This is a genomic window from Hallella colorans, assembly GCF_003096815.1.
Classification (GTDB): Bacteria; Bacteroidota; Bacteroidia; order Bacteroidales; family Bacteroidaceae; genus Prevotella; species Prevotella colorans.
Genome location: NZ_QENY01000004.1, coordinates 137762 through 161785, shown reverse-complemented (window position 1 = coordinate 161785; position 24024 = coordinate 137762). Strand labels below are relative to the sequence as shown.

Annotated in this window: 15 protein-coding genes and 1 pseudogene; 5 read left to right on the top strand and 11 right to left on the bottom strand. The window is 51.5% G+C overall.

Annotated features, from left to right (window positions below; translation table 11 throughout):
- From C7379_RS03465 to C7379_RS03455, 3 genes and pseudogenes are all read left to right on the top strand, one after another.
- Positions 1-359, top strand: a pseudogene (locus tag C7379_RS03465) (DUF1858 domain-containing protein); the annotation flags it as partial.
- Positions 360-373: 14 nt separating this feature from the next.
- Positions 374-1252, top strand: coding sequence for a hypothetical protein (locus tag C7379_RS03460; protein ID WP_116616027.1), 879 nt, complete (start codon positions 374-376; stop codon positions 1250-1252).
- A gap of 14 nt (positions 1253-1266) precedes the next feature.
- Positions 1267-2763: a PepSY-associated TM helix domain-containing protein gene (locus C7379_RS03455; protein WP_116616050.1), complete on the top strand. Its 1497-nt coding sequence runs from the start codon at positions 1267-1269 to the stop codon at positions 2761-2763.
- Between the two features lie 912 nt (positions 2764-3675).
- Here the strand turns inward: C7379_RS03455 and C7379_RS03445 are convergent.
- The 10 genes from C7379_RS03445 to C7379_RS03400 all read right to left on the bottom strand — a co-directional run bounded on the left by C7379_RS03445 (position 3676) and on the right by C7379_RS03400 (position 20424).
- Positions 3676-5652 (bottom strand): C10 family peptidase, encoded by a 1977-nt coding sequence (locus C7379_RS03445; RefSeq protein WP_116616025.1) that lies wholly within the window; start codon positions 5650-5652, stop codon positions 3676-3678.
- A gap of 152 nt (positions 5653-5804) precedes the next feature.
- Positions 5805-6941, bottom strand: coding sequence for a leucine-rich repeat domain-containing protein (locus tag C7379_RS03440; protein ID WP_133241866.1), 1137 nt, complete (start codon positions 6939-6941; stop codon positions 5805-5807).
- Between the two features lie 27 nt (positions 6942-6968).
- A complete protein-coding gene (locus C7379_RS03435) occupies positions 6969-9779 on the bottom strand; it encodes a M16 family metallopeptidase (RefSeq protein ID WP_116616023.1) in 2811 nt (936 codons plus the stop codon).
- 48 nt (positions 9780-9827) lie between these two features.
- The gene (locus C7379_RS03430) at positions 9828-11195 is read right to left on the bottom strand and encodes a DUF4876 domain-containing protein (RefSeq protein WP_116616022.1); all 1368 of its coding nucleotides are present in this window, start codon (positions 11193-11195) and stop codon (positions 9828-9830) included.
- A gap of 67 nt (positions 11196-11262) precedes the next feature.
- Positions 11263-12708 (bottom strand): DUF4876 domain-containing protein, encoded by a 1446-nt coding sequence (locus C7379_RS03425; protein WP_165815012.1) that lies wholly within the window; start codon positions 12706-12708, stop codon positions 11263-11265.
- Between the two features lie 47 nt (positions 12709-12755).
- Positions 12756-14267, bottom strand: coding sequence for a DUF6850 family outer membrane beta-barrel protein (locus C7379_RS03420; RefSeq protein ID WP_116616020.1), 1512 nt, complete (start codon positions 14265-14267; stop codon positions 12756-12758).
- A gap of 3 nt (positions 14268-14270) precedes the next feature.
- Entirely contained in the window at positions 14271-14657 is a 387-nt protein-coding gene (locus C7379_RS03415; protein WP_116616019.1) for a hypothetical protein, read from the bottom strand.
- Positions 14654-17410: a TonB-dependent receptor gene (locus C7379_RS03410; protein WP_243406699.1), complete on the bottom strand. Its 2757-nt coding sequence runs from the start codon at positions 17408-17410 to the stop codon at positions 14654-14656. Before C7379_RS03410 ends, C7379_RS03415 begins: the two co-directional genes overlap by 4 nt.
- A 39-nt stretch (positions 17411-17449) precedes the next feature.
- The gene (locus C7379_RS03405; protein ID WP_133241865.1) at positions 17450-19207 is read right to left on the bottom strand and encodes a hypothetical protein; all 1758 of its coding nucleotides are present in this window, start codon (positions 19205-19207) and stop codon (positions 17450-17452) included.
- Positions 19208-19266: 59 nt separating this feature from the next.
- The gene (locus tag C7379_RS03400; RefSeq protein WP_116616017.1) at positions 19267-20424 is read right to left on the bottom strand and encodes a leucine-rich repeat domain-containing protein; all 1158 of its coding nucleotides are present in this window, start codon (positions 20422-20424) and stop codon (positions 19267-19269) included.
- A gap of 579 nt (positions 20425-21003) precedes the next feature.
- On the opposite strand from C7379_RS03400, the gene gdhA reads away from it, so the two are divergent.
- Together gdhA and C7379_RS03390 are read left to right on the top strand one after the other, a co-directional pair.
- Complete coding sequence (gene gdhA, locus C7379_RS03395) at positions 21004-22341, top strand: NADP-specific glutamate dehydrogenase (protein WP_116616016.1); 1338 nt, start codon at positions 21004-21006, stop codon at positions 22339-22341.
- 11 nt (positions 22342-22352) lie between these two features.
- Positions 22353-23051, top strand: coding sequence for a septal ring lytic transglycosylase RlpA family protein (locus C7379_RS03390; protein ID WP_116616015.1), 699 nt, complete (start codon positions 22353-22355; stop codon positions 23049-23051).
- 93 nt (positions 23052-23144) lie between these two features.
- Here C7379_RS03390 and C7379_RS03385 read toward each other — a convergent pair whose 3' ends face one another.
- Positions 23145-23990 carry a hypothetical protein gene (locus tag C7379_RS03385; protein WP_116616048.1) on the bottom strand — a complete coding sequence of 282 codons (846 nt, stop codon included), beginning with the start codon at positions 23988-23990 and terminating at the stop codon, positions 23145-23147.
- Positions 23991-24024: the final 34 nt, after the last annotated feature.

Here is a 24024-nt window from a genome sequence, read left to right as displayed (position 1 = left end):
CTCGCATTCGTACTCTCACTGGGTCGCAGACGCTTCTCACATGGGCAGACGAAAAAGAGAAGTATGCCACACCGCCCACCTCTACAATGACAGACTCTATGGAAGCAGAGAGAGATGACGACAAACAGATAGCAGAGATTACCGAAGACACGATGCTCAAAGATCTTTTCTCTCAATATCCTGGTCTAAAGGAAGCCATGGCTCAGCAATACGCACCTTTTAAAATGTTGCAAACAGCATTGGGAAAATTGATTCTGAAAAAGGCTACCATCAAGATGGCGGGAGAACGGTCCGGATTAGGAACACAAAAGCTCATCACGATGATACGGCAGGCCATACATCGCATCAGTCAATCATAACAAGCATCAATAACATGGATAAGAAAGTAAGAGAACACTACTGGTGGCGCACCATCGCCTCATTTCTATTGGTGCTTTTCGCCATGCCCTTGGGTCATGCGCTGATGATATTGATGGAGAAGTTCATGAGTGAGGGCGCCATGCACGTCGCTGGTTTTATGATGGGCTTGGCAGGCCTCATCATGGTTATCGTTGGTGTGTTTGTGAAGGGCGATACCCGACAAACGCTGTGGGGACTCTTCGGTGGACTGCTTTTCTGGACGGGCTGGGTGGAGTTCCTCTTCCTGTATTATGCCCGACGCTATGGCGTGCAACCAGAGATAGAGAACGGCGTGGTGGTGACGAAGCCCGAATACCTTATCATGCCCGCCTCGTTTGGCTTGTGGATGATGGTGATGACCATGTATGTGTTCAGCACAAGGAACGGCTGCGGTCTGATTACATGGATACAAAAGGTATGTTTCCGAAGCAAGCGCAAGGTTGTGGTGGTGCAACCCATGACGCGCCACACAAGCATCGTCACGTTCATGGAACTGAATATGATTCTTTGGGCAATGTACTTGCTGCTCATGTTCTGCTACGACAAGACTTTCCTTGGTGATCATCACCCTGTAACGTTCCTTGTGGGAGTAGGGTGTCTCGTGGGGGCTATCTTCATGTTTCGCCACCAATTGCACATCGCTGCATGGGGTGCGAATATACGAATGGCTATCGCCACTGTTATCATCTTTTGGACACCTGTGGAAATATTGGGAAGGATGAACTTCTTTCAAGAGTTTTGGGTAGAGCCAGAGAAACACGCTTGGCAAATGCTTGTCATCCTCATGGCTTTTATTTTGTTGGGTGTTTATCTTTGGTTCAAAGGCAAACAACGAAAGAGAGCAGAGCAATGATGAAAGGAGTTGGGATGAAGAAAACAACATGGAGACGACTACATAAATGGTTAGGAATTATCTTGGCTCCGTTCGTTATACTCTTTTGTCTCTCGGGAATAGTACTCAATCATGCCAAGTTGTTTCAAGGCATCGATATCAGCAGGACACTGTTACCCTCAGAATATCGATATAGTCAGTGGAACCAAGGATTGTTTCGTGGTACGCAGAAATGGAGAAATAAGGTGTTGATATATGGCAACGCTGGCATTTGGGCGAAAGAGAAGGATGCCGACACGATAACCGACTTTAATCATGGGCTGCCCAAGGGTGCCGACCTCCGAAACATTCGTGGAATGACGGTTACGCCCAATGGCTGTCTATACGCCTTGAGCCAACGTCATTTGTATCGTTTGAATCCCCATAGCGTTTGGGAACAAGTTGATATTCTTCAGGGTAAGCATGAAAAGTTGAGCGATATTACGCGGAAGGGCGACTCGCTCATCATCACTGGGCGGTCTTACGTTTATCTGTCTCGTTATCCTTATCACGACTTCCAAAAAATCACCTTGACGAAAACAGACAACGACAAAGGGAAGGTTTCGCTCTTCCGAACGATATGGCTTCTTCATGGAGGCGGACTGTTTGGTATGGCAGGCAAGCTCTTTGTCGATGCGGTGGGACTAATCCTCTTGTTTCTCTCCATCTCAGGCGTATATTATTCCTTTGCGCCTCGTTCCCGTTCATCGTTAGTAAAACGTACGAAGCGAGGACTGATAACATGGCACAACAAGTTGGGGCGAGGTGCCATGTTCTTTCTGCTGTTGCTGACCATTACAGGCTGGATGCTACGTCCGCCTGCGCTCATCGCCATAGCCTCTGGCAAAATACCGCCCATACCTTTTTCTTCCATGGATAGCGACAACCCATGGAATGGCTGTCTGCGCTCGCTGCGGTATGATGAGGATAAAGCCGACTGGCTGTTGTGTACTTCGGACGGTTTCTATACTCTTCGCCATTTGGGCGACACGCCGCAAAGAGAGAAGGTGCAACCTCCTGTGAGCGTCATGGGCATCAATGTCGAACAACACACTCATCGCAACACATGGCTGATAGGGTCGTTCAGCGGCATGTATGTATGGGATAGAGCGCATCAGTCCGTCATTGATTATTTCACGCGCCAAAAGGCGCGTTCCGTTAGTGGGAGTCCTTTTGGAAGTCATGCCATCGCAGGATTTTCATCAGACTTGGACGACAAGGGCATGGCGGTGGATTACAAGAAGGGTAATTCTCGCCTTCGTATGCCTGACAGCATGGCAACGCTGCCCATGTCATTACGCAACGTTTGCATAGAAGTGCACACAGGACGCATTTTTACCTTTTTGAGCATGGCGTCTCTTTTTTACATCTTCCTCATGGGCGTGGCTTGTGTATGGTGCCTTTGGAGTGGTTGGAAGATACTTGGAAGAAATTTATCGCTGCCCACCCTATTCTTCGATAAGAAAAGGCGGCAACACTCGCGCGGAGATTAGCGTTTTTTGGCTCAGTAGAAAAAGTATGGTGTTTCATTTTGCTATTGAGATTAACCCCTTGGTACAATAAATGGCCGTGCGTGTTTTGAGGAGACGCTCGCCATGTTACAAACATAGGGGGCGAATGGGGAGTGTGTACGTTTCGAGATGGCGACAGAATATTTACGCATTTTCGGTTTTTCTCTTTAAAAACCTGCTTGTCCCGAGCGCAGTTTTTGAAAATTTAGAAATAGTCAATTATTTGAACAAATAACCCTCTCAATTTCGCTTATTTAAAAATAAGTTTGCCTTCGTCCGAAATACGCGAAATATGCGATAGTTTGTAAATGACTGACATCCAGCATCTTTTAAAAAACAGCCTTTATTCTCCTAGTTTGTGGTCTGCTGTTGAGTATCAAATGGCATGATGACAAGGTTGCAATCGCAGCGTGATTGAGACTCTTCCGCGCTGCCAATGAGGCCTAATCATGCTATGAGAAAGCACCAATCGCAGCTCTCTTATGATTTTTGATAAAGCTCTACTTGGTTTTGACAAAAAAAGATAGCCCTTTTTGCTCTGGATGACTCAAAAATAATGATCAAAAAACAGTAATTATATTTTACAAGATGAAGAATGGGGAGCAAGGAGAGAAGAATGGGGAGCAAAGAATGAATGAAGATGGCTGCACTGGACTCAAGAAGCGTCTGAGCGCGGTAGAAATTTGTGCGTGCGAACTTTTGTGCCTACATCATGCCTTCCTGTTTTTAATCCTGTTTGCGGTTATACATGGTTACCACAATCGTAGGGACCTACGGTATTCCACCAAAAGTAAATACCTACTGAGCCATTTGCTCCCCCATTAAATATCAGCTCTGAGCCGTTTTTTGACATGCGAGGATGGAAAACGGGCCAGTGGGATTAGCCAAGTTGCGCTAAAAGGCTATTTTTTTTCTCCCCAAGATGTAAACGCCTCGCGCCCTTGGCCGTGGCGTTTGCCGCCCGAGCAAGTCGAACCATCTGTCAGGATGGCGGAAAGCGCCAGACGAGTGGCTTTCTGTGGACGGAATGGGAACCACGCCGGTGGGCACTATGTCCATGTGGCCCTCATAGAGTTTCGCGCCCTCCGCGTTCTCGATGGAGAAGACGTGCCGGCCTTGCCGTTGGGACATGAAAGTGAAAGCGACGCTGTCCGTGGCGGCGGCGCCGATATAGGCTCCCATGTACCCAGCCTTTTCCCCATCCACGTACAGAAAGAGTTGTCCGCTGAAACTGCCACCCACGTTTGTTATGGTGGCGCGGATAAATTGGTACTCACCAGCGGTCATGTCGCCGATAAGGGTCACATTGTCCACCCTGAGCCGTGGCTTGGGCTGCGGTATGTCGCCGCGCCTGACAAACATCTTGCGCTCGCCAACGCTCAAAACATACGAGAACGCGTCGGTGTTGGTACATTTCATCCATTTGTCGTCGCCTTGGGTGCGGCATATCGGAGCTATGGCGGCTCCGTCGTGGCGAACGCCGATAGATCCCAAGGTCACGCCCTCCATTTTGGTCTCCTCGCCGGGCTCGAGCGTTTGCGCCCGCTCGATGAGCGCGCGCTCCAGCTTGCCACCTACGAACAAGCCCAAGCCAACCTCCGCGCGGATGGGTACCGCCATGATGTTTTTGTAAGAGAACGAGCAACGTAGGGGCTTGAAGTCTTGGGCAGGATCGTCGCGCTTGACCAATCGCGGTTTGAACGCGAGCTCGGTGACCTGCACCAATGGGCGTGTCACGACATGATCCTCGGGTTGCAGGCCTATGGCCGCCGAGTGAAAGATGGTGTATCCCTCGGTGTTGCCTATACCGTCGGGGGCGTAGGCGTTGAGCACGGACAGGCGAAAGTAACCGTCGCGCGAGCCGCCCCATCCCCAGTTGACATGAAAATAATCTCCTTGGCGGTAGCCGTCGCACACAAAAGCGTGCGTGCCGTCTGTGGGCGAGGATGCCACGTATATGACCGGCCGACCGGCGGCCACCTCGTCGTAAATCATGTCCGTCCACTCCTCGGTGGTATAAAAGTCTCTGATGACGAGCGTGGCGTCAGCGTCATAGCCAAAATAATTGACAAGGGCAGGCACTATGAGATTGTCGGGGGCGGTGGACCCATACGGCGAATAGTCCATCATGACCGCCGCGCCACATTGCCGCATGAGATAGGCCACGGCTTGGTTTTGCTCGTCGGAGCTGCCTTTTTTGTAGTCGTCGAGCATCTTGTCCCATTCAAAAGCGTGGCGTGGCATGAAATCCTTGCCCGTGGCGTGGGCTTCGTAACGGTCCGACGGTATGGGCCTCGTGGTCCGCGTGGACGGACATCGCTGGGCGAACATCACTTGCGCCATGGCCGTCGCCACGCATCCCGTGGGGGTGGGCTTGCCGTCCGCCATTGGGCATTGCAGATAATAAGGCCACAATTGGTTCCATTTAGACTTGACGATGGGCTCCACGGCGTGGCGCGCGGCCGTAGATGCCAACGCGGGGACGGCGCGACGCGGAGACGGCGCGCGACGCATGGCTTGTATATCTTGTTGGTACGACTTGAGCAACAGGGCCATCGGGGCGGGCATATCGCGCCGGTCTATTTGGCCGCTGTCCGCGTACCCAAGAATTTTGGGCGTTCGTTTGTCGCCAGATATGATGGCAAAGCCCCGCCCACCGTCAACGTTAAAGACATAGTAGGAGGTGGGACGACCGTCATCGTCAGACTTGAAAGCGAGCGACACGCTCTCATGGGCTTGGGCCCGCGTCCGCGTATGGCGCGCCATGGCGAAAGCCTCCGCCTCGCGCCGCGCCTCGCCGGGAGACACTTGTTGGGCGCGAAGACAGATGCCCATAAGCAGGAACATCATGGTGAACAGTGTACTTCTCATGCGTAATGGATAATATGTGGGCCGTGTTTGTTGGGCGAACTCTATTTGTGCGCGTCTCGCTTTTCTCCTCGCCGCCGTGACATTGTCTACTTTTTATCGTGCCGGCGCCTCCCGCGAGCGCGTCAGGAGACACCGCGAGCACGATACCTTGTTTATTGTGAAATCAATATTTTCTTGCCGTTGTGGATGTAAAGCCCCTTGGCCGTGGGTTTCTGTATGCGCTGTCCTTGCATGTTGAACCACAAGTCCTCCTTGGGGTTGTCCATGTTGAGACCACGAACGCCAGTGCAATCAGAGTCGGTCATGGGAAAGGAATCTCGTCCTACAATTTTTATGGGCATCCAGCCCTTGTCTTTCATGGCTCTCATTTGCTCACTTGTGCACTTCATGTTGTCGCCTTCTTTTTTTAACAATAAAGCGTGCTTGCCATCGAGTTCCCCGGGGATTGTGGGCAGCGTGGCTACGAGTTTGTCCAAGGCGTCGCCTTCAAGAGGGTTGCCGATGACACTGACCACCTTAAGTTGGGGGCAGTTGGACATGTCAACGGTTTTGAAGTTGCAGTTCTCCATGTAGACCTGTTCCAAATCGGGCATGTCCGTTATCCTCATGTCGGTCCCAAGCCCCTTGCAGCCAGACATGTCGACAAGTTTGAGTTTTTTGCAGTCGGAGAACACGGCCTTGGTGAGCTTGGGGCAGAATGACACGTCAAAATAGGTAAGGTTGTCGCACTTGCCCATGTTCACGGCCTCAAAATCTTGATTGTTGTAAAACTCCACTTTTTGCAATTGGCTGTTCTCCGGTATCACGATTTGTTTCATGTGTGTTTTTACGACCTTGAGTTTTTCCACCGTCTCGGGTATCCTCAGCTCGTCACACCCCACGATACCGATAGTGACCTCCTTGAGGTATTTGTTGCCCGTGAGATCTATGTCGGTGATGCAATAGCATTGCCTGAAATCAAGTTTTTCCACGTTGCCCCTGATGATGAAGGTGCCCTCTCCCCATATTTCCATGTTTTCTTGGTTGCCATATCCGGGAAGTTCCCATTTGATGATTGGGTCTCCCTCAAGAAACAAGTTGCGCTCGCGTTTGGGCGCAGGCGTGAATGTCATGTAGATAGGCCGTCTTATCGTGGGATCTACCTTTTTAAACTTCATGATCCCCATGTCTTCTTTTTTGGGTTTGGCGGTTGCCCGGGTGACATTTTGGGGAGAGTTGGCGTTTGCCATAGACTCTTGCGCGCAAAATAACGCGCAAGAGATCAGAACTGTGTAAAGAAATGGTCTCATAATAATTTTAAGTTTAAAGTGTTGTTATCAGTTTGAAGTCATTGTTACCTCTATTTGGTTACCCTGCGCCAAAAGGTTGGCCAACACGCTCTTGATGTCGTCGCGAGTTGTCTCTTTGACAATGTTGGAGAAATTTGTGTCAAGGTCAACACCATTGTAAAGGTCGTTGTATACCACGTATTCCCAATAATTGTTCATCCGAAGCACTTGATGGTACACCTTCAGCTCATAAGCCTTCACTTTGTCCAAGTCGGCTTGTGACGGTCCTTGTTTGGCAAGCAGATGGAGTTGTTGGTAGATGATGGGAATGATCTTGTCGTATTTTTTTGGATCCGTCCTGAACGCGATGCGCAGCAGGGCCTCGTTTCTTGGATGGCGTTCCAGGCTGCCGTTCACCTCCACGTTGTAAGCTCCTCCCTTGTCTTCTCGCACCTTGTCGGTATAGGCCATGCGCAACAGCTGGCCGATGGCGTCCATGAGCAAGTCGTTGCGGTCCGAGTAGGGCATGGTTCCCTTGATGACGATTGTTGTTATGGTAGACGGCGTCTTTTGACTTTTAATGAATTTCTTTGTGATCTTGCCATCGCGCAACCTCGCCCCGAGCCGCCCGACATCCTCGCGCTCTCCCGTGGCTGGCAAGGACGCCATGTATTGGCACAGCAAAGGCCTGAGACTGTCCATGTCTATATTGCCCGTGAGGATGAGACTGAAATCGGCGGCGTTTCCGAATCTCTCCTTGTAAATCTGCATGACGCGGTCATAGCTTACGCGTCTCAATTTGTCTTGGCTCATCGACTCGAGCCTGTCGGTGCCATAGGCCGTGGCGTGCAGCGTGTCGTTGTACGCTATGAGAGGGTTAACACAAGCGTTGGCGAGAAACTCCTTTTGTTGGTCCATGAGATTGTTGAAAGCCGCCGTGTCTCGTCTCGGGGCGGTGAAATAAAGGTAGGCCAACTGAAAAAGCGTCTCCAAGTCTTTCTTGGTCGCGCTGCCTTTCATGCCCTCTGTCTCATCGTTGATGAAGGGCATGAGGTCGGCGGTGTTTCCGGCGAGTTTCTTCTCCAAGCCCGTCGCCGTGAAATCGCCTATTCCTCCCGCTGTCGCGCCCGATATGAGATATGTAAGGTTTGGCATGTCTTGGTTCGCGTACATGTCCTTGCCTCCCTTGCTGAAAACGTTCATCAAAATCTCGTCCGTCTCGAAATCGGTCTTTTTGGCGTATACGCGCATGCCGTTTGAGAGCGTAATCTCTGTATACCCATATTTGTATGGTTTCTCGCGCACGATGCTTCCCGGTGTGGGCAGATGGGCCACGAGCTTCTCGGCGATGGCTTTCTCGGCGTATGGCGCATAGCTTGACTTTTGGGCTTGGGCCACAATTTGGCGTATGCGGTCGTGGGATGGCAGAGTCACTCCCGCCTTGTCTGGGGCGTACAGCGTGGCAACCTCGTTTTTGTTGGTGATTATTTCTTGTGCCATGCGGTTCGCGTCGGCGATGGTGACGGTCTTGTCAAGTGCCTGCACAAGCTCCAGCTCGTCCTCGGGAGCTATAATAGGCTCAGCCTCAAGGAAGTTCTCCACACATTGCTCCACAAAGTCGGCGTTGCGCCTGTCGTTCCGGTCCTCGTAATCCACCTTGGCGTAGTTCATCAACACGGCCTTGCCACGTTCCAGCTCGGCCGCGGTAAATCCTGTTTGCCTGGCTTGTTGCACGGCTCCCACCACAGCTTGGATGCCCTCCTCGACGCGTCCCTCCTTGAAAACGCCTGATATTTCGAACGCGTCTTTTGTGTTGGCCAAGAAGAAATGTCCGTCGCCCACTGACGCGGAGATAAGAGGCGTGCCGCTGTCTTGCGTAAGCTCGTCAAGACGGTCGTTGAGCATCATGCGCACAAGGCTGGTGAGGTATCCGTCCTTGTAATTCTCCACGCTCGCGCGCTTGTCCATTGGCGTGACGTCTCGCTTCATGTAAAGCGAGAAGTTGACGGTGGGCTGTTCTTTGTCCACGGCCGTGTGCACGATCATCCTCTCGTTGTCAGGGACTGGGAAGATTGGCCGCGGGGCCGCGTTTCGGGGCATTGGTATGCCTCCAAAAAGCTCACGTATTTTTTTCTCCATGCGGTCCACGTCGATATCTCCCACCACGATGACGGCTTGCAGGTCTGGCCTGTACCATTTGTGGTAGTAGTCCCTGAGGTCTTGGTAGGGAAAATTCATCACGATGCCCATATCGCCAATGGGCATGCTGTCCGCATATTTGCTGCCTTGGTATATGATGGGCATGGCCTCCTCGGCCAATCGTTGCATGGCCATCCCCGCCCGTCTCGAGCGCCATTCCTCTTGCACCACTCCCCTTTCCTTGTCTATCTCCTTGTCCTCGAGCAGCAGGCTGTGGCTCCAATCGTGCATGATGAGCAGACACGAGTCGATGATGCCCTCGCGTTTGACGGGGGCGGCCGAGATGTTGTACACCGTTCGGTCCACGCTGGTGTATGCGTTGAGGTTAGTGCCAAACTTGATGCCCACGCTCTCGCACCATTTGACGATGCCTGGGCGGCTGTCAGTGCCAGGGAAGTGCACGGTGCCGTTAAACGCCATGTGCTCCAAGAAGTGGGCCAAGCCTCGCTGGCGCGGCTCCTCAAGAATGGAGCCAACGCGCTGGGCGAAGTAAAAATCGGCGATACCCTTGGTTTGGGCGTTGTGGCGGATATAATAGCTCATGCCGTTGGCAAGCTTTCCATAACGGATGGTCTTGTCTATCTTGACGGGTGTGGCTTGGGCCTGAAAGCACACGGCAGACAGTGCGACAAGGGTTTGTATAAACAGTGTTTTTGTCATTTTTGTTTTAAAAAAGGTTCTGGTCTTGCGGTCGCGCCGCTTGACAGGTTAAAGGTTTCTGAGTTTCTTGGCGAAATAGGAAGGTTGGGCGTTTGGCACGAAATCCTCGGTGGAGTTGTTTGTGTCTATCCATTTGCCTTTCTCTCCGAAATTTTGGTCCACCATCCAAGTGCCGGGTACGTTGTTGATGATGGCCGACTCTTCCACGTACTTGTGTCCAACCCGTTTGCGTATCACCGCGTGGGTGTAGCGCGTCTCGTCGAAGTCCACGTGTCCACAATAAGAGTAGCCCTTGTCCAAGCGCGGTGACGTGAGCAGCCACTCGTGCGCCGCCGGCACAGACAGGTTGACCGCGTCGAGCACCCACTCGTTGGGCATATAATACTCATATTCGTTCATCGGGACAACAAAGTCTCCCTGCCTGAATATGTAGCCGAAATGATAGCGGAATTGGGTCATGTACGTTTTTTTGTCCACCATGGGGCGAGCTATGCCATACGACTTGACACCTCGCGTGTGGAACACGAAGCATCCCTCGAAGCCCCCGTACCAGTTGTCAAGGTTGGGCACGCCAGGCACGTCGTGGTCGCCTTCGGGGTGCGTGCAGCTGTCGTAAATCTCAAAGTCAGCTTTGCTCAAGTCTATGGAGTTGGGGTTTATGAGCGTGTGGTCCTCGGCGGTAATGGCGATGGTGATCTCCTCCCCAGGCTTCACGGGGACATCCTTGCCAGAGCCGGGTATGACATAGATGGTCACAATGGTCATGGCCTTGTCCATAATGTTGGGCTGGTAGTCGTGCAAGTCGTCGCTGGTGAAGAAGGTCTCTATAAATGCCAAGCCGTCGGCGTACATCACCGTGTCGCTGTTATTGCCAAACTTGATGTATTGGTCGTCGGTGTACATGTATCCGTCTGGCGTGGTGCTACCCGTAAAATATATCTCCGTGATGAGAAATCCCTCGTTTGCGCTGTACACGTTGAGGGCCAAGCGCGTGTCCTCGACGCTGTCACTGGCTTTTATTCTCACGTTCTCCCGCGTGGCCTTGAGCGTGGCCTTGAGCGTGCGGGTTTTAACAGCATTCTTTTTGTTGGCCTTTCTGGTCGGGTCCACGATTTCCATCTTGTACGTCAGATTGCCGTCCACCTTTACGTTGTAGAGCCCCTCGGGCAACGATATTTCGTCAGTGAGCATCTCCCCTGACATCTTGAAGTGGGTGGCCTCGTAGGTCTTTTTGGTTTGTATGTTTGTTAGCTCAGCCCTGACGTTCGACGGTTTGGGGTCTTGCACGTCATATGGTATCGTGAGCGAGATGGTGTGTTTGACCATTCTTGCCTCTTGCTCTGGAATTTCGTCATTAACGCACGAGCAAAGAAGAACGACGACAATCATTAATGCGAGATGAATAGTTTTTTTCATGTGGATTGGTTGATGAGAAGAAGAGGACGGCTGCCCTCCTCCTCTCTGACTGTATATAATAAGATGTTTACATGTGTATTCTCCTGATGCCCGTCTTTTTCAATTTCATCTGCATGAATGTGGGGCATGAGTTGCTCACGAAATCTTCTGATGAGTTGTTGGTGTCTATCCACTTGCCGCCAAGGGACAAGTTTGGGTCTATCCACCATGTCGACTCCACGGGAGCTCCTTTGATTTTGGCGTCTTCTTCCACGTAATTGTGGCCCTCGCGCTTGCGCACCACGGAGTGGTTGTATCGTCCGTCATCGAAGTCAGTCACTCCACAGTGGGCATATCCTTTGTCAAGTGTTTCCGAGGCGCACAACCACTGCTGGTTTCCTCCGGCAACGGAGAGGTTCACGCAATCCACGACCCAAGCGTTTGGCATGAAAAACTCACTCTCCTTCATGTCCATCTCAAATCCGTTAAAACTGAAACGGTACTGGAACTGATAGCGGAAATTTTTCATATTGTGTTGATTCATTGACACCGGACTGACAATGGCATAAGATTTCACTCCCCTATCGTGAAAAGCGAAAGTACCTTCGAAACCGGGATACCAGTTCAACATGTTGGGCACGTTGGGCATGTCTTTGTCGCCTCCGACCTGGACTGAACTTTGGTCGCAAATCTCGAAGTCGGCTTTGCTCAAGTCTATGGAGTTGGGGTTATGCTTGGTATGGTCCTCTGCCGTCAGCGCGATGGTGATTTCCTTGCCGGGCTGTATGGGATGTTCCTTGCCACTTCCGGGTATCACGTATATGGTATTGAAGGTCATGGCCTGGCTCATGATGTCTGGCTGGTAGTCGTTCTTGTCGTCGCTGGTGAAAAACGTCTCCACGAACGCCAGTCCGTCGGCGTAAATGACCGTGTCACTGTTGTTGGCTATTTTCATGTATGTGTCGTCAACGTATATGCGTCCTTCGGGGTCTGTGGTGTGAGCGTAGAAAATCTCCGAGATGAGAAGCCCCTCGTGACGGTTGCGCACTTTCAGCCTCACATTGGTGTTCTTGTCACCTCCCTTTTGTATGTTGATGGGTGGCATGTCTGTCTTCACCATGGCCTCCACCTCCCTGATATTTTTTTTAATCATGGCTTTTGGCAATTTCTTCTTGTAGTTGTTCACATCGATGATATATTTCACCTTGCCTTGCATCTCGATGTTGTACGTGCCCTCCTGTATGGACAGCTCGCCCGTATATTGATTGCCTTTTTTTGTGAAGACGCTGATGGTATCCTTCTTTTGCGTTTCCACGTTGGTCAAGATGGCCTTACAGTCCACGAAGTCCGCATTCTTGGTCTCCGCCGGCACGTCAAAGGTGAAAGTATGGCTTACAATCTCCCTTGACACGTTGGATGATAAATTTTTGGCCATCCTCGAATCTGTGTTCAAAAATTCGTCCGCGTTGTCGCTGCACGCGGAGAGCAAGCCCATGAAGGCTACGACAGCCATAGATGTTTTTAATCGATTCATATACATTTTATTTTCCTTTGGTTATTAATTTGGTAAAACAATATTTCTTAGAAAGCCACACCTACAGTGGCCTTTAACTCGGCATGCACTCGGTCTGACAGTTTGGCGTGGCTACCCCCCACCTCGACAAATGGCCCCGCTCCTTTCCACATTTTGGGCTGGTACATTATTTTTATTCGTGAGGACACGCTTGTGTAGTTACCCGCCATCACGGCAAAAGTGTCGTCTGTCAACGCCGTGGTGAGTTTGTCCATCGTGGCGTATGGCATAACGCGCCTGCTTGATTTGTTGACCATTCTCGTGATGGCCGAGTCCCATTCGCAAAACACGCATCCCGCTATTCTCGTGACATATTGTAAATTCGCTTGGACGTAGGCCTTTCTCACCTCCATCAGGCGCTCCAGCATGATATAGCGCGAGCTTTGTTCTTGTTGTCCGGCCTTGGCCTCAAGGGTCCACCTGTGCTTGCCCCCTATGTGCATGGCGGCTCCCACATAATAATCATATAGATAATGTCTGTACATAGTCAGTGTGATGAGCGACTTGTACTCGGACCCCGAAGCGCTTCCGGCTATATGCTCGTCGCCCTGGCGCCGTCGCGCATCCATCGCGCCAAACACGCTCCATCCTATTCTTCCTTCTTGCTTCCAGCCCAAAAGCACACGCGATTGGTCAACGTACAACGTGGATATGGGTAACGCGTTGAGGTCTGTGAGTATCTTCTTGTAGGGCGTGTGGTGGTATTCAGCCGATAAAAAGACTCCAGAACCGCTCCTTGGGCGTAGGCGCAAGTCTGTCGCGAATCCCAACCCTTTGTAATAGCACGTGCGGTTGGCTCCCGCAAAGCGCAGGTAGTCGGTGCCCAGCCCCGTCATGTGGTACTCGGGCTTCACGCCCAGCTCATTGTAAAATTCCACATCGTTCGTTTGCTTGTATATATTCGCGCCGGCGCCCAAACCCACCTTGTATCTCCACAAAGACACGTTGGCTCCCACGGCCACGCGCAGATCTGTCACTATGCCGCGCGGGCGCGGGTCTATCATGCGGTATTCGTGCTCAGCCCTGAACTTGAGGTTCGCGCCTATCGCCCACCTGCCCATCGTCAGCGAGTACCCGCCGAAAAAGGCATATTGCTCGTTTCGCATGTTTCCGCCCACGGTATCAGCCATCACGTAGGGGTAAAGCAACTCATAGTCAGAAGTGGAGCAAAAACGTAAGTTTCGCTTTTCTCCCATTTGGTAGGAAGCCCCGCCCCACACCGTTCCTTTCTTGCCCAGTTTGAGGTAAGAGTCCACGTAGGCCTTTCCCAATAGGTGCCGATCGCCCATTTGTTGGATGAGGGCTTTGCTCTCATGGCCAAAGTCAACCTTAAGCCCCAACTCGGAGTACGATGTCCGGAAAGCGCCGTCCATGAAAGAGGGGTTGTCCCTGTATGCCGCGAGCAAGTTTATCCACCTGTCGTTGTGCTCGGCTATGGCGGTGGTGTCTTTGGGAGAGCACCAAGTCTCACAGGATATGCCGATAAATGCCGCCAATAGTATGTGCTTGCGTATGTCCATAAATTACATGAAGATAAGTTTAGCCTTGATCATGGTGGGATGGTCTGTTATTTCCACATAGTCGGATGAGGAACGGAAATATTTCACCTCTTTATTTTTTTCTTTGTCTTTTTTGTTGACAAACTTAAGCGTTCCCTCCGCCTCCAGCGAGTAAGCACCTCGCATGAGATCCATTTGCACGCTCGAGAGGTTGAAAGTCGACGAGGAGTATTTATATCCATTGCTAAGGTTTCGCAGGGTTATCGTACCCTGCATTTGCACCAGCTCTATGCTGTCCGGAATGACCACCTCCACCACGGCTGTGGTTTTGTAGTCCTCGTAGCCGTGCAAGCAACTTTGCGTTGTCATGGCCATGACCGCGATTGCGATGGCAATAAAAAATCTTTTCATAATTTTATGTTAGTTTCCAGTCCAAAATAGGGGGTGACATATCGGCGCAGCGTCATGCCCTTACGCACGTAATCTGGGTGCGCATCCCACAGTTTGTTCACGAATAGGGCGATGCGCATCTTGTTGCCGAATAATTTCTTGGTGGCCTTGAGGTTGAGGTTCATCTCAAAAGGTATGGTCTGCCATTCAAACGCCGCCATGCTGTATTGGTGCCTCACCAAAAACTGTTTGTACTCATCATGCTTGTCGGCCTCGACGAAAGGCCTCACTTTCCCCGACTCATCCATGTATTGCAGGGGTACGTTCTCTTTTTTCATAGATTGTTCGCCAGTTACCCACACGCACTGTGCGGAAAGGCTGAAGCCCAATTTCAGTCGCGGTATGTCGGTGTCGAAAGTGAAATTGGTGTTTGTCATCTCTCGTATATAACCGTCGTCATCCTTGTATATGCCCACCAAGTTGAGCGCGGAGCCATTCAGACGCAACGATGGCTTGTACTGTATGGGAAGGGAGTTGTGATATTCTGTCCTGAACCACGCCCCCGTGATGGTTAGTCGCGTGTTCACGATGGGGAAGCGTATGGTGGACAAGGTGTACTCTATTCCCTGCTTAAACGTGCGACTTCCGTTGGAAGTGTCGCTGTAATAGCGCAGGTCGGCCACGGTCTTGTACGGCAAATTGTTTACGTCGGGGCGCGCCTTTACCGTCTCATGGTCTATGACATCCGTGTCAAACTCCCTGTAAACGAATGGCGAGAACACGTCCATAAACCTGAAGCCAGACTTCATGTCCTCTCTGAAATATGTCAGCGTGAGGCGGTTTCCGCCCCAATCCATGTCGCCCCTTATCTCCCATTTAAGGTTTCGCGCGGGGGCCAAGTGGTTATTGGTGGGGTCTATGACGTAAGTCATAAGGTACATGCGCCTGTAACTCGCGTTGGTATGGAAATAGTTCATCTCCACCAAGTCCATGTACACTGGCTCCGGGTAGAGCTGGTCTATGGTCGGGAACATGGTGTGCCTGCCCACGCCACCCGTCAGAGTGATGACAAGTGGGTCTTGCCCCAAGTCTATCTGTGGGAACGTCCAGCCCATGTTCACGCGTGGGTCCACGTATATTTTGTTTCTGATGTCAAATCTCTTGCCAAGTCCCAGCATGGTCTCGCCGCGTACTCCTGCTTCTATTTCGAGACGGTTGCCGCCTATGGCGAAAGTGGCCTGCTCCTCGGCGTATACGGACAGCATCTGCGTGGCAGGAATGTCAGAGTACTTGCGCGGCCTGAACGAGGCGCCCGTATACACAGGATGCAACCGGTCATACACTTGGCCGGCCCCCAAGTTTCGATCCATGTCGTAATCCACCCCCACGATGAGACTGTTGGGATGTTTTGTTTTTGGCACGGCGAATGTGGCGTTGGCCTTGAGAAAGAGGTTCGTGGGCCTGCCGTCCACGGTGTGCGTAGCGGTATACCGGTATGGGGTGATGAACACGGCGTCGCTCTCTCCCTCCGTCATGGTCATGGCAGAAGGCGTGCCACTGGTCACGTTGACCCTTCGAGTGCGCGCCAGCCAGTCTTTTTGGTAAGAGTAAGAGGCCGTCAGTTCCAAGTCCCTGAAATAGGAACGCTCCTTCTTACTATTGAGATTGAATGTCCAGCTTGCCGCGTACCGATTGTATTCCGACACGTATTTGTCCTCGCCGCCGTGGTTAAACTCCGGATCCACTTTCTCATTGTCAAACGATCCGCCATAGTCGAGGTTAAGCGCGGAGCTGATGTCGTGCGAGTTGGTGCTCCATGCCTTGTTAAATCTTACGGAGAACGTGAGCCGTTGGTAGTTCTCCAACGGGTTGCGCGGCTCAAACTTGTTGTTGAGGTAGTCCGCGCTGAAATTAATTGAGAACTTGGCCGGCTTCCACTCTAAGCCCTTGGCTATGTAGAAGAGCTTGGAGTTCATGTCAGCCTTGAACCTCGCTGATATGTCGTTGCCTCCCTTGCGCCGTTTCACCTTGACGAGACCACTGGTGAGATCTCCATATTTGACAGAAGGTATGCCTCGCACGATGGTCACCTCCTGAATGTCGTCCGTTCCCAATGTGCGCATGTCCACGCCAGCGTTGGCAAAGTTGCGCTTCGTGGACGTGCGGTCGTCGGCTCCGTCCAGGTATTGCATGTTGCCGTTGGTGCTGATGGGCGCGCCGTCTATGATAAACCGCACTCCTTGCGATGTGGTGTTGTATCTCTTGTCCCTGACAGGCACCTCCCTCAGCTTGATGATGTTGGGCACGTTCAGTCGGGGGTCTTTGGCCCGCCCTCCTGGCAGCAGTTCGAGCAAGTCGCCGAAGCTTGACGGCTGCAAGTGGTCCATGGCGTGCCTCCTGATGGTCGAGGCGCTCGACAGCCCGTGATCCTCTTGCGCCGTCACCACCACATCGTTCAGCGTGTTCACCCTGGGCGCGAGGTAATAGGTGCCCGAGGCCCTGGCTCGCGCCTTGATGGCCCTGTAACTTATGTGCGATATTTTGATGGTGGTTCCGGGTGGCACGCTTAGGCTGAAACGTCCAGTCTTGTCCGTCACAGTGCCCGCCTTCTTTTTGCCTGTCACGCTAACACTCGCCCCCATAATGGGCGCGTTAGTTCCCTTGGCCACCACCCTGCCGTCTATTTGGGCAAAGAGGACGGTGGGGGCCATGAAGAGAGCGCAAGTTAGCGCGACATTTCTCATCACGCTGGCTAATGGTCTTGTTGTAGTCATGCTTGTCTTGGTGATCTGGATGGTTAAAAATGCTTGGGCTCATTCGGCCACGGGGTGTATGGAGAAGCCCGAGGCCCTGTAATGGGCAAATATCGGCGCCACGGCGTGTGGCGTGTGGTACATGGCCCGTCCAATAGTTGGGCTTGACGGCATGGCCGTCCAGTAATAGCCCACCCACTGCTCGTTGTACACATCTTTGGTTTCCCTGTCGTATCCTCTGCGGCCTATGTCTTTTCGCCAGCCGTCGTTATGCTTCCGGCAGCCTGATGCTGGGAAATACACTGTGGCGGCATGACCGTTTGCCCTGCCATTGAATTGCCATCCCCTTTTCCATGAACCAGAGGCGTTGATTTCCTCGCGCCCGGTAAACAGTCCGGTAAAATTAAATCCCGTGAAAGCGCCGGCCGACGGCAGGTGGAAGCCTGGCGGGCATGGGTCGTAAACGGTCTTGACCACCAGATTGTCATTGATGTCAGTGCCCGTGTTATCCATCGACCACAGGTTGAGCCATCCGAAATCCTTGCCCCAACTCTCGCCGTCTATGTAAAAGTAGGCGGGGTTCTGTATACTTTCCGCGATGGAAATGACATCGCCGGCGTTCTTGCGGTATTTCCCCCTCACGGCCAGATCTTTGTCAATGCCGGGGAACGCGTCTTTGCGGCCAAACTGATAAAACGTAGAGTAGCCATCGCGCTTGCTTCCACTTTTCTGCGTGATGGTGAATACATCGGTTTGGCGGTCCGGACTGTCAGTCACTTGCTCTATCCTCACCCTCACCGTTCGCGCGTGGTCGTCCACGGGATCTTTCCACTCGGTGTATTTCCATCCCAACGTCTCTTTCGAGAACTTATAGGGCACATTGTCTTGGTTTAGACATGTCACCACGTCAAGTGCGTCGGTGGGCGCGAACCACAAGTGCCACGACCATAGGCACACACCCTTGCTGTTTACCGCCGCCACCACCACATTGCCGTTCTTGATGCGCTCACGCGCCACGTCGAAGCACAAGTAGCTGTCGAGGCCCTGCCCTTGTATGGAGGCGTTAGTCACCAATGACGGCTCATCAGCCCATATCACCTTGACGGCCACTGCCGGTTGAGCCGCGTTTTGCGCGTTGATGTATGGTGTCTCTATGGGCTTACCCTCGTGGTCCACGAAGTGCACCAGTATGCCCTTGCCCGTATTCTTGGTGACATAAGCTCGCTCGTTAGTCTTGTCATCGGCTATGGAGTTGCCGTACACAAGAGGCAGCTTGTAATACCCCGGAGCGCTGACGAGGTAGCAATTAGCCGTGTTTCGCGGCGCGGGGCTGCCATCAGGTTTGTGCGTCGACAGGTCATAGCGCTCCGCAGCGGAGCCACGCTCCGCAGCCTGCCGCAGCGCCTCGTTGCGTGGGGCGAGATGGTCCACGAGACGGGTGGGCGCAAGTTTGGCGTTACCTTTTTCCACCTCCAGCCCACCCTCGCCGCGCGTCTTGCTCAGCGAGATGAGCCAATCGGGCTTCTCGTCCATGCTAAACACGTTGTCGTCGTTGGCGTCGTAGCCCGTCACGGCCCACGCCACCGGAAACTCTTGTTTCTTGTCCGCGCTCTGACGGTAGCTCTTGACAGTGTAGCTGCCACTCTCTGTCTTGTCGAAAGACGTGGGCGAAGGACTGCTCACATCCAGCACGTAGGCCGACGAGACAGAGCGGTCGTTGGCGTACTCGTCGCCACACGACGCGAGCGACAGCGCGCAAGCTGCCACGAGCTGCCACGCCACACGCTGCCACGCAAGGGGAAAAATGTCTGTTGTCATGGTGCTATTAAAGCCGGGCATAGGCAAGTTTTTCCTTGCCTGCCCGACATGAGGTCATTCTATTTGCTGATTACTATTTTTTTACCATTATAAATATAAACGCCTTTCGCTACAGGCTTGCGCACGCGCCTACCCTGCAGGTCGTACCAAGAGCCTTTGCCACCACGCGAGACCATGGCGCGAGACATTCCGGCCGGGACTTTTGTTCCCGCGAACGCTTCCCATTGAAAATACTCTTTGTCGCCAAGCTTTTGCCAAACGGCTTGCTTGGCTGTCCAGCCTTTTTCAACCACAGCGTCCACTTGGTCCTCGGTGCAGAGGTTCTTGTTGCCGGATCGCTCGTTGTAGACACAGAATTCGCGCTCCTTCTCGCCGTCTTCTTGTGCCAGCGAGTTGATAAGGTTGTCCATCTCTTTCCCCTTGATACCATTGTCCCACACAGATAAAAATGTCAGTTTGGGGTTGTGCTCCACAGTGAGACCTCGCAATTTGTTACCGCTGCATTCCAGCCATTCGAGTTCGGGGTTCTTCGACACGTCGAGCGATGTCATGTTGTTCTTGTTCACCCACAGCTCTTGCAATAACGGCAGGCAGGTCACGTCTATAGTGTGCAGGCGCGGATTCTCGCCGGCGTTCAGGTTGGTGATAAGCGGGCATGTACTCAGGTCAAGCTGCTCCACGTCACACCCTTGGACCGACACGGAGTTGAGAAGAGGATTCTTGGAGATGTCAAGTTCCTTTAGGTTTTTACAATAGCTGGCCCACACCTGCTGCAACTTGGGATTGGTCCCTATGACGAGTTTGTGTATGGGGTTTTCGTTCACGCGTATGCAGTACAGGTCGGGGCAACCGCTTATGTCTATCTCTTGCATGTCGCAGTTGGCCAAGCTCACGTCCACGAAGTCGCCGCGCAACGTCACCTCGGGGGCGGTAACCCAAAGGTTGAATTTCTGGTCGGCCACACCTTTGGGCAAGGCGTTCTCCAACTCCCCACCCTCTATGGTGATGTCCTTGCCTATGATGGGAGCCTTGGTGTTTAGGTCAGGGTCCATGGGGTTGTCCATCCTCACGAGGATGTCGCACCTGAAACCTTTTATCTTACCACTCTCGGGATCGAACTTGCCGGTCTTGAACTTGATGACGCCCTTGCCCGACTGAGCGCTCGCGACACCGCTAATCAACAAAGATAACATTAAAAAGAAGTAGAGTTTTTTCATGCGGAAAATTGATTTAAATTAGATTTTGCAAAGATACTAAAAAGACAAATCGCGCAAAATACCCAAATATCAGTAAATCATCATCATCTATTATAGGTATGTTCCACGGTTTCGCCACCTCATCTTTAACATACATTCGCCCCCTTATCATAGCATCCTCTTAGGGCAAGCGTGGCCACCCGGATTTAATTAGGGTGCATGGGAGTAGTGCCCTATCTCGCAAGGTGGAGGCAAGCAACCGCCTGGCACCACGCATTCTCCTCGCTCACCTCCCAAAGTTCAATCGTGACACCTAAGACTTCCAACCACAAACCACCTCTATAAATAAGGTGCGTCAAGCGTCCTTTTTTTTACCTTGTGCAACATGGCATAATCACCAAACAAATATTTTAAGAATGGTAACGCACACAAACAAAATGTAAGTTAAATCTGCAAAATTCTTTGTATTTTATTTGGTGTCTATCACAGAAACCATTATATTTGCGTCGTCTTAATGACATTATGAAACAACACTGATTGGGAGACTGTTCCAACCTTACTAACCTTTAAAGTATTAAATTGTAATAACTACTTTGTACTATGGAAGTTGAACAAGTATTAAAAGGCCTGATGTGGAAACACTCTGGCGAACCTGAATTTCTTCAGGCAGTAAAAGAGGTACTGGTATCTATTAAAGATGTATACAACCAGCATCCTGAGTTTGAAAAAGCTCATCTCATTGAGCGTCTCGTCGAGCCGGAACGAGTATATATGTTCCGCGTGCCATGGACAGACGACAATGGTGAGGTACACGTTAACACAGGTTACCGCGTACAGTTCAACGGAGCTATCGGCCCATACAAAGGCGGACTTCGCTTCCACGACTCGGTGAACCTGAGCATCATGAAATTCCTTGGCTTCGAGCAGACATTCAAGAATGCGCTCACCACGTTGCCTATGGGTGGCGGCAAGGGTGGTTCTGACTTCTCTATCCGTGGCCGTTCCGATGCTGAGGTAATGCGTTTCTGCCAAGCTTTCATGCAAGAACTTTATCATCACATTGGTCCTGACGAGGATATCCCAGCAGGTGATATCGGCGTTGGAGGACGTGAGATAGGCTTCCTTTTCGGCGAATATCGCAAACTCACACACCAGTTCCAAGGCATGCTTACAGGCAAGGGCATCGAGTGGGGTGGTTCTATCCTTCGTCCAGAAGCCACAGGCTATGGCGCACTCTACTTCGTAAACGAGATGATGCAAACCAAGGGTATCGACATCAAGGGCAAGACCGTTGCCATCTCCGGATTTGGCAATGTGGCTTGGGGTGCTGCCAAAAAGGCTACACAGCTCGGTGCTAAGGTCATCACCATCAGTGGTCCTGACGGATACATCTACGACCCAGCAGGCCTCGATGACGAGAAAATCGACTACATGTTGCAGCTCCGCTCAAGCGGCGAGGACATCTGCGCACCATACGCCAAGAAGTTCAAGGGCTCTAAGTTTGTTGCTGGTAAAAAACCTTGGGAAGAGAAAGCTGAGATCTATCTCACATGCGCTACACAAAATGAGCTTAACGGCGACGACGCTGACAAAATATTGGCTGCCAAACCATTATGTGTTGCAGAAGTTAGCAACATGGGTTGCACCAACGAGGCCATCGACAAGTTTGCTCAAGCTAAGCAGCTCTTTGCTCCGGGTAAGGCCGTTAACGCAGGTGGCGTAGCCACATCAGGATTGGAGATGACACAAAACTCTATCCGCCTGCACTGGACCGCAGAGGAAGTTGACGAGAAACTACACTTCATCATGCACTCTATCCACGAGCAGTGCGTGAAGTACGGCAAGCAAGATGGCAATTACATCAACTATGTCAAGGGTGCCAACGTTGCCGGATTCATGAAGGTAGCTAACGCCATGATGGCGCAAGGCATTGTGTAAAACCTTAGCGCGTGAATTATAGAACAACCTTATTATTTATAATTATCATCTTTACAGGCTTTACTCCCGTAGCGGCACAAACGCACAGGGGTAAAGCCTCTTATTATTCTAAAAAAGCCACTGGATCAAGGACGGCCAGCGGCGAAAGGTTGCACCACGACAGTTTGACGTGCGCCCATCGTTCCTATCCTTTTGGCACGATGCTCAAGGTGACAAATCTCTCCAACAACAAAGAGGTGGTGGTACGCGTCACCGATCGTGGACCGTTAAGACACGGGCGCATCATCGACCTGAGCTGGGGCGCCGCACAAGCGTTAGGCATGCTCTCACAAGGCGTAGCCATGGTAAGAGTGGAGCGGTTAGACAAGATTAGGCCACCATACCGAATGGATAAAAGCGAGAGAATACTACCATTGATAGATTTTAAAATGGCCGAACTGATTGACGGCACCGTAGATTATGTAGACGCGGCACCAGACCACAACTATGCCACACAAACACGCCATACGAACGCCTCAAACAATAGAGTCGACAAAAACGATCCGACAAAGAGCAGTATAGACAAAAGCAATAAGAAAAGCCACAGCACCATTAGCAAGAACAACAAAAAAAAGTTGGCTCAAGAGGTTGTAAGAAATAATCAAGCACACAAACCCGCCATGAAAAAACTGACAAAAATGGCCAACGAAAAACAAAAAACTAACAAATAGTTTGCCGAGCAAGTTTATACTTCGGCCTCACAAAATTAGCATCACTCCTCTCACACGCCTATACACCCATACCAACATGAAAGGAGAAAGCGGCTATCGCTTGGTTGGTATATTAAACTCATAGACTTTAGAGATGGCATTCGACCCTTGAATTACACTGGCACACAACTTTACTTTTCCCGTTCTTAACCGTGATCCGGCTTGAACGATAGCGGTGTATCTAATGCCTTTTCCCGGCATAATATTCTCTACATGTACGCTTGGCGAAACGTAAATATTACGATTGCCCGAAGCCTCAACCACGGTGGGCACCACGTCATATAAAGCACTGTTGCCTCTGTTTATCACCTCAAATATCAACTTGCACACCTCGCCACGCTCTATGACACCATTCTCGTTTTCATCTATGAAACGAGCGTTGCGAATTTCAAGCACTGGCATATATCTCAAATCCTCGGCCATGCCATCAATGCCCATTTCTTGGGGCATTTTCGCACACGGCTGCTGCACGCTGTAATTGCCCGTGTAGTCTTTCGAATTAAAATCGTACAACCTGTCATCGCCACTGTTTGTCTCGTCGAAACCACTGCCGTAGTTGACATCGGCGTGGCGTGACGTGGCGCCGGCGTTTGCCTGATACATCTCGTCACGTTGCGCCCGAGCGGCCATACGCGCCGCACGATCACGCTCATAAGCCTCTATTTCACGCTCACGTTTCTGATCAGCAGCGCTGCCAATGGCACCACCCACAACAGCACCACTGGCCATACCAATGATGGTGCCGATGTCAGAACCTCTACCGCCATCGATTATACCACCTATAGCCGACCCAAGGATAGAACCTATTTGGGCGCCACCATAAGCACCCGCGCCTGCATAGCTATCACAACCAGAAAACAACACGCCAGCTGCGACAAACAAAACAAAGGTCTTTTTCATAAAACTCTTCTTTTTAACCATTTACAAAGATAAC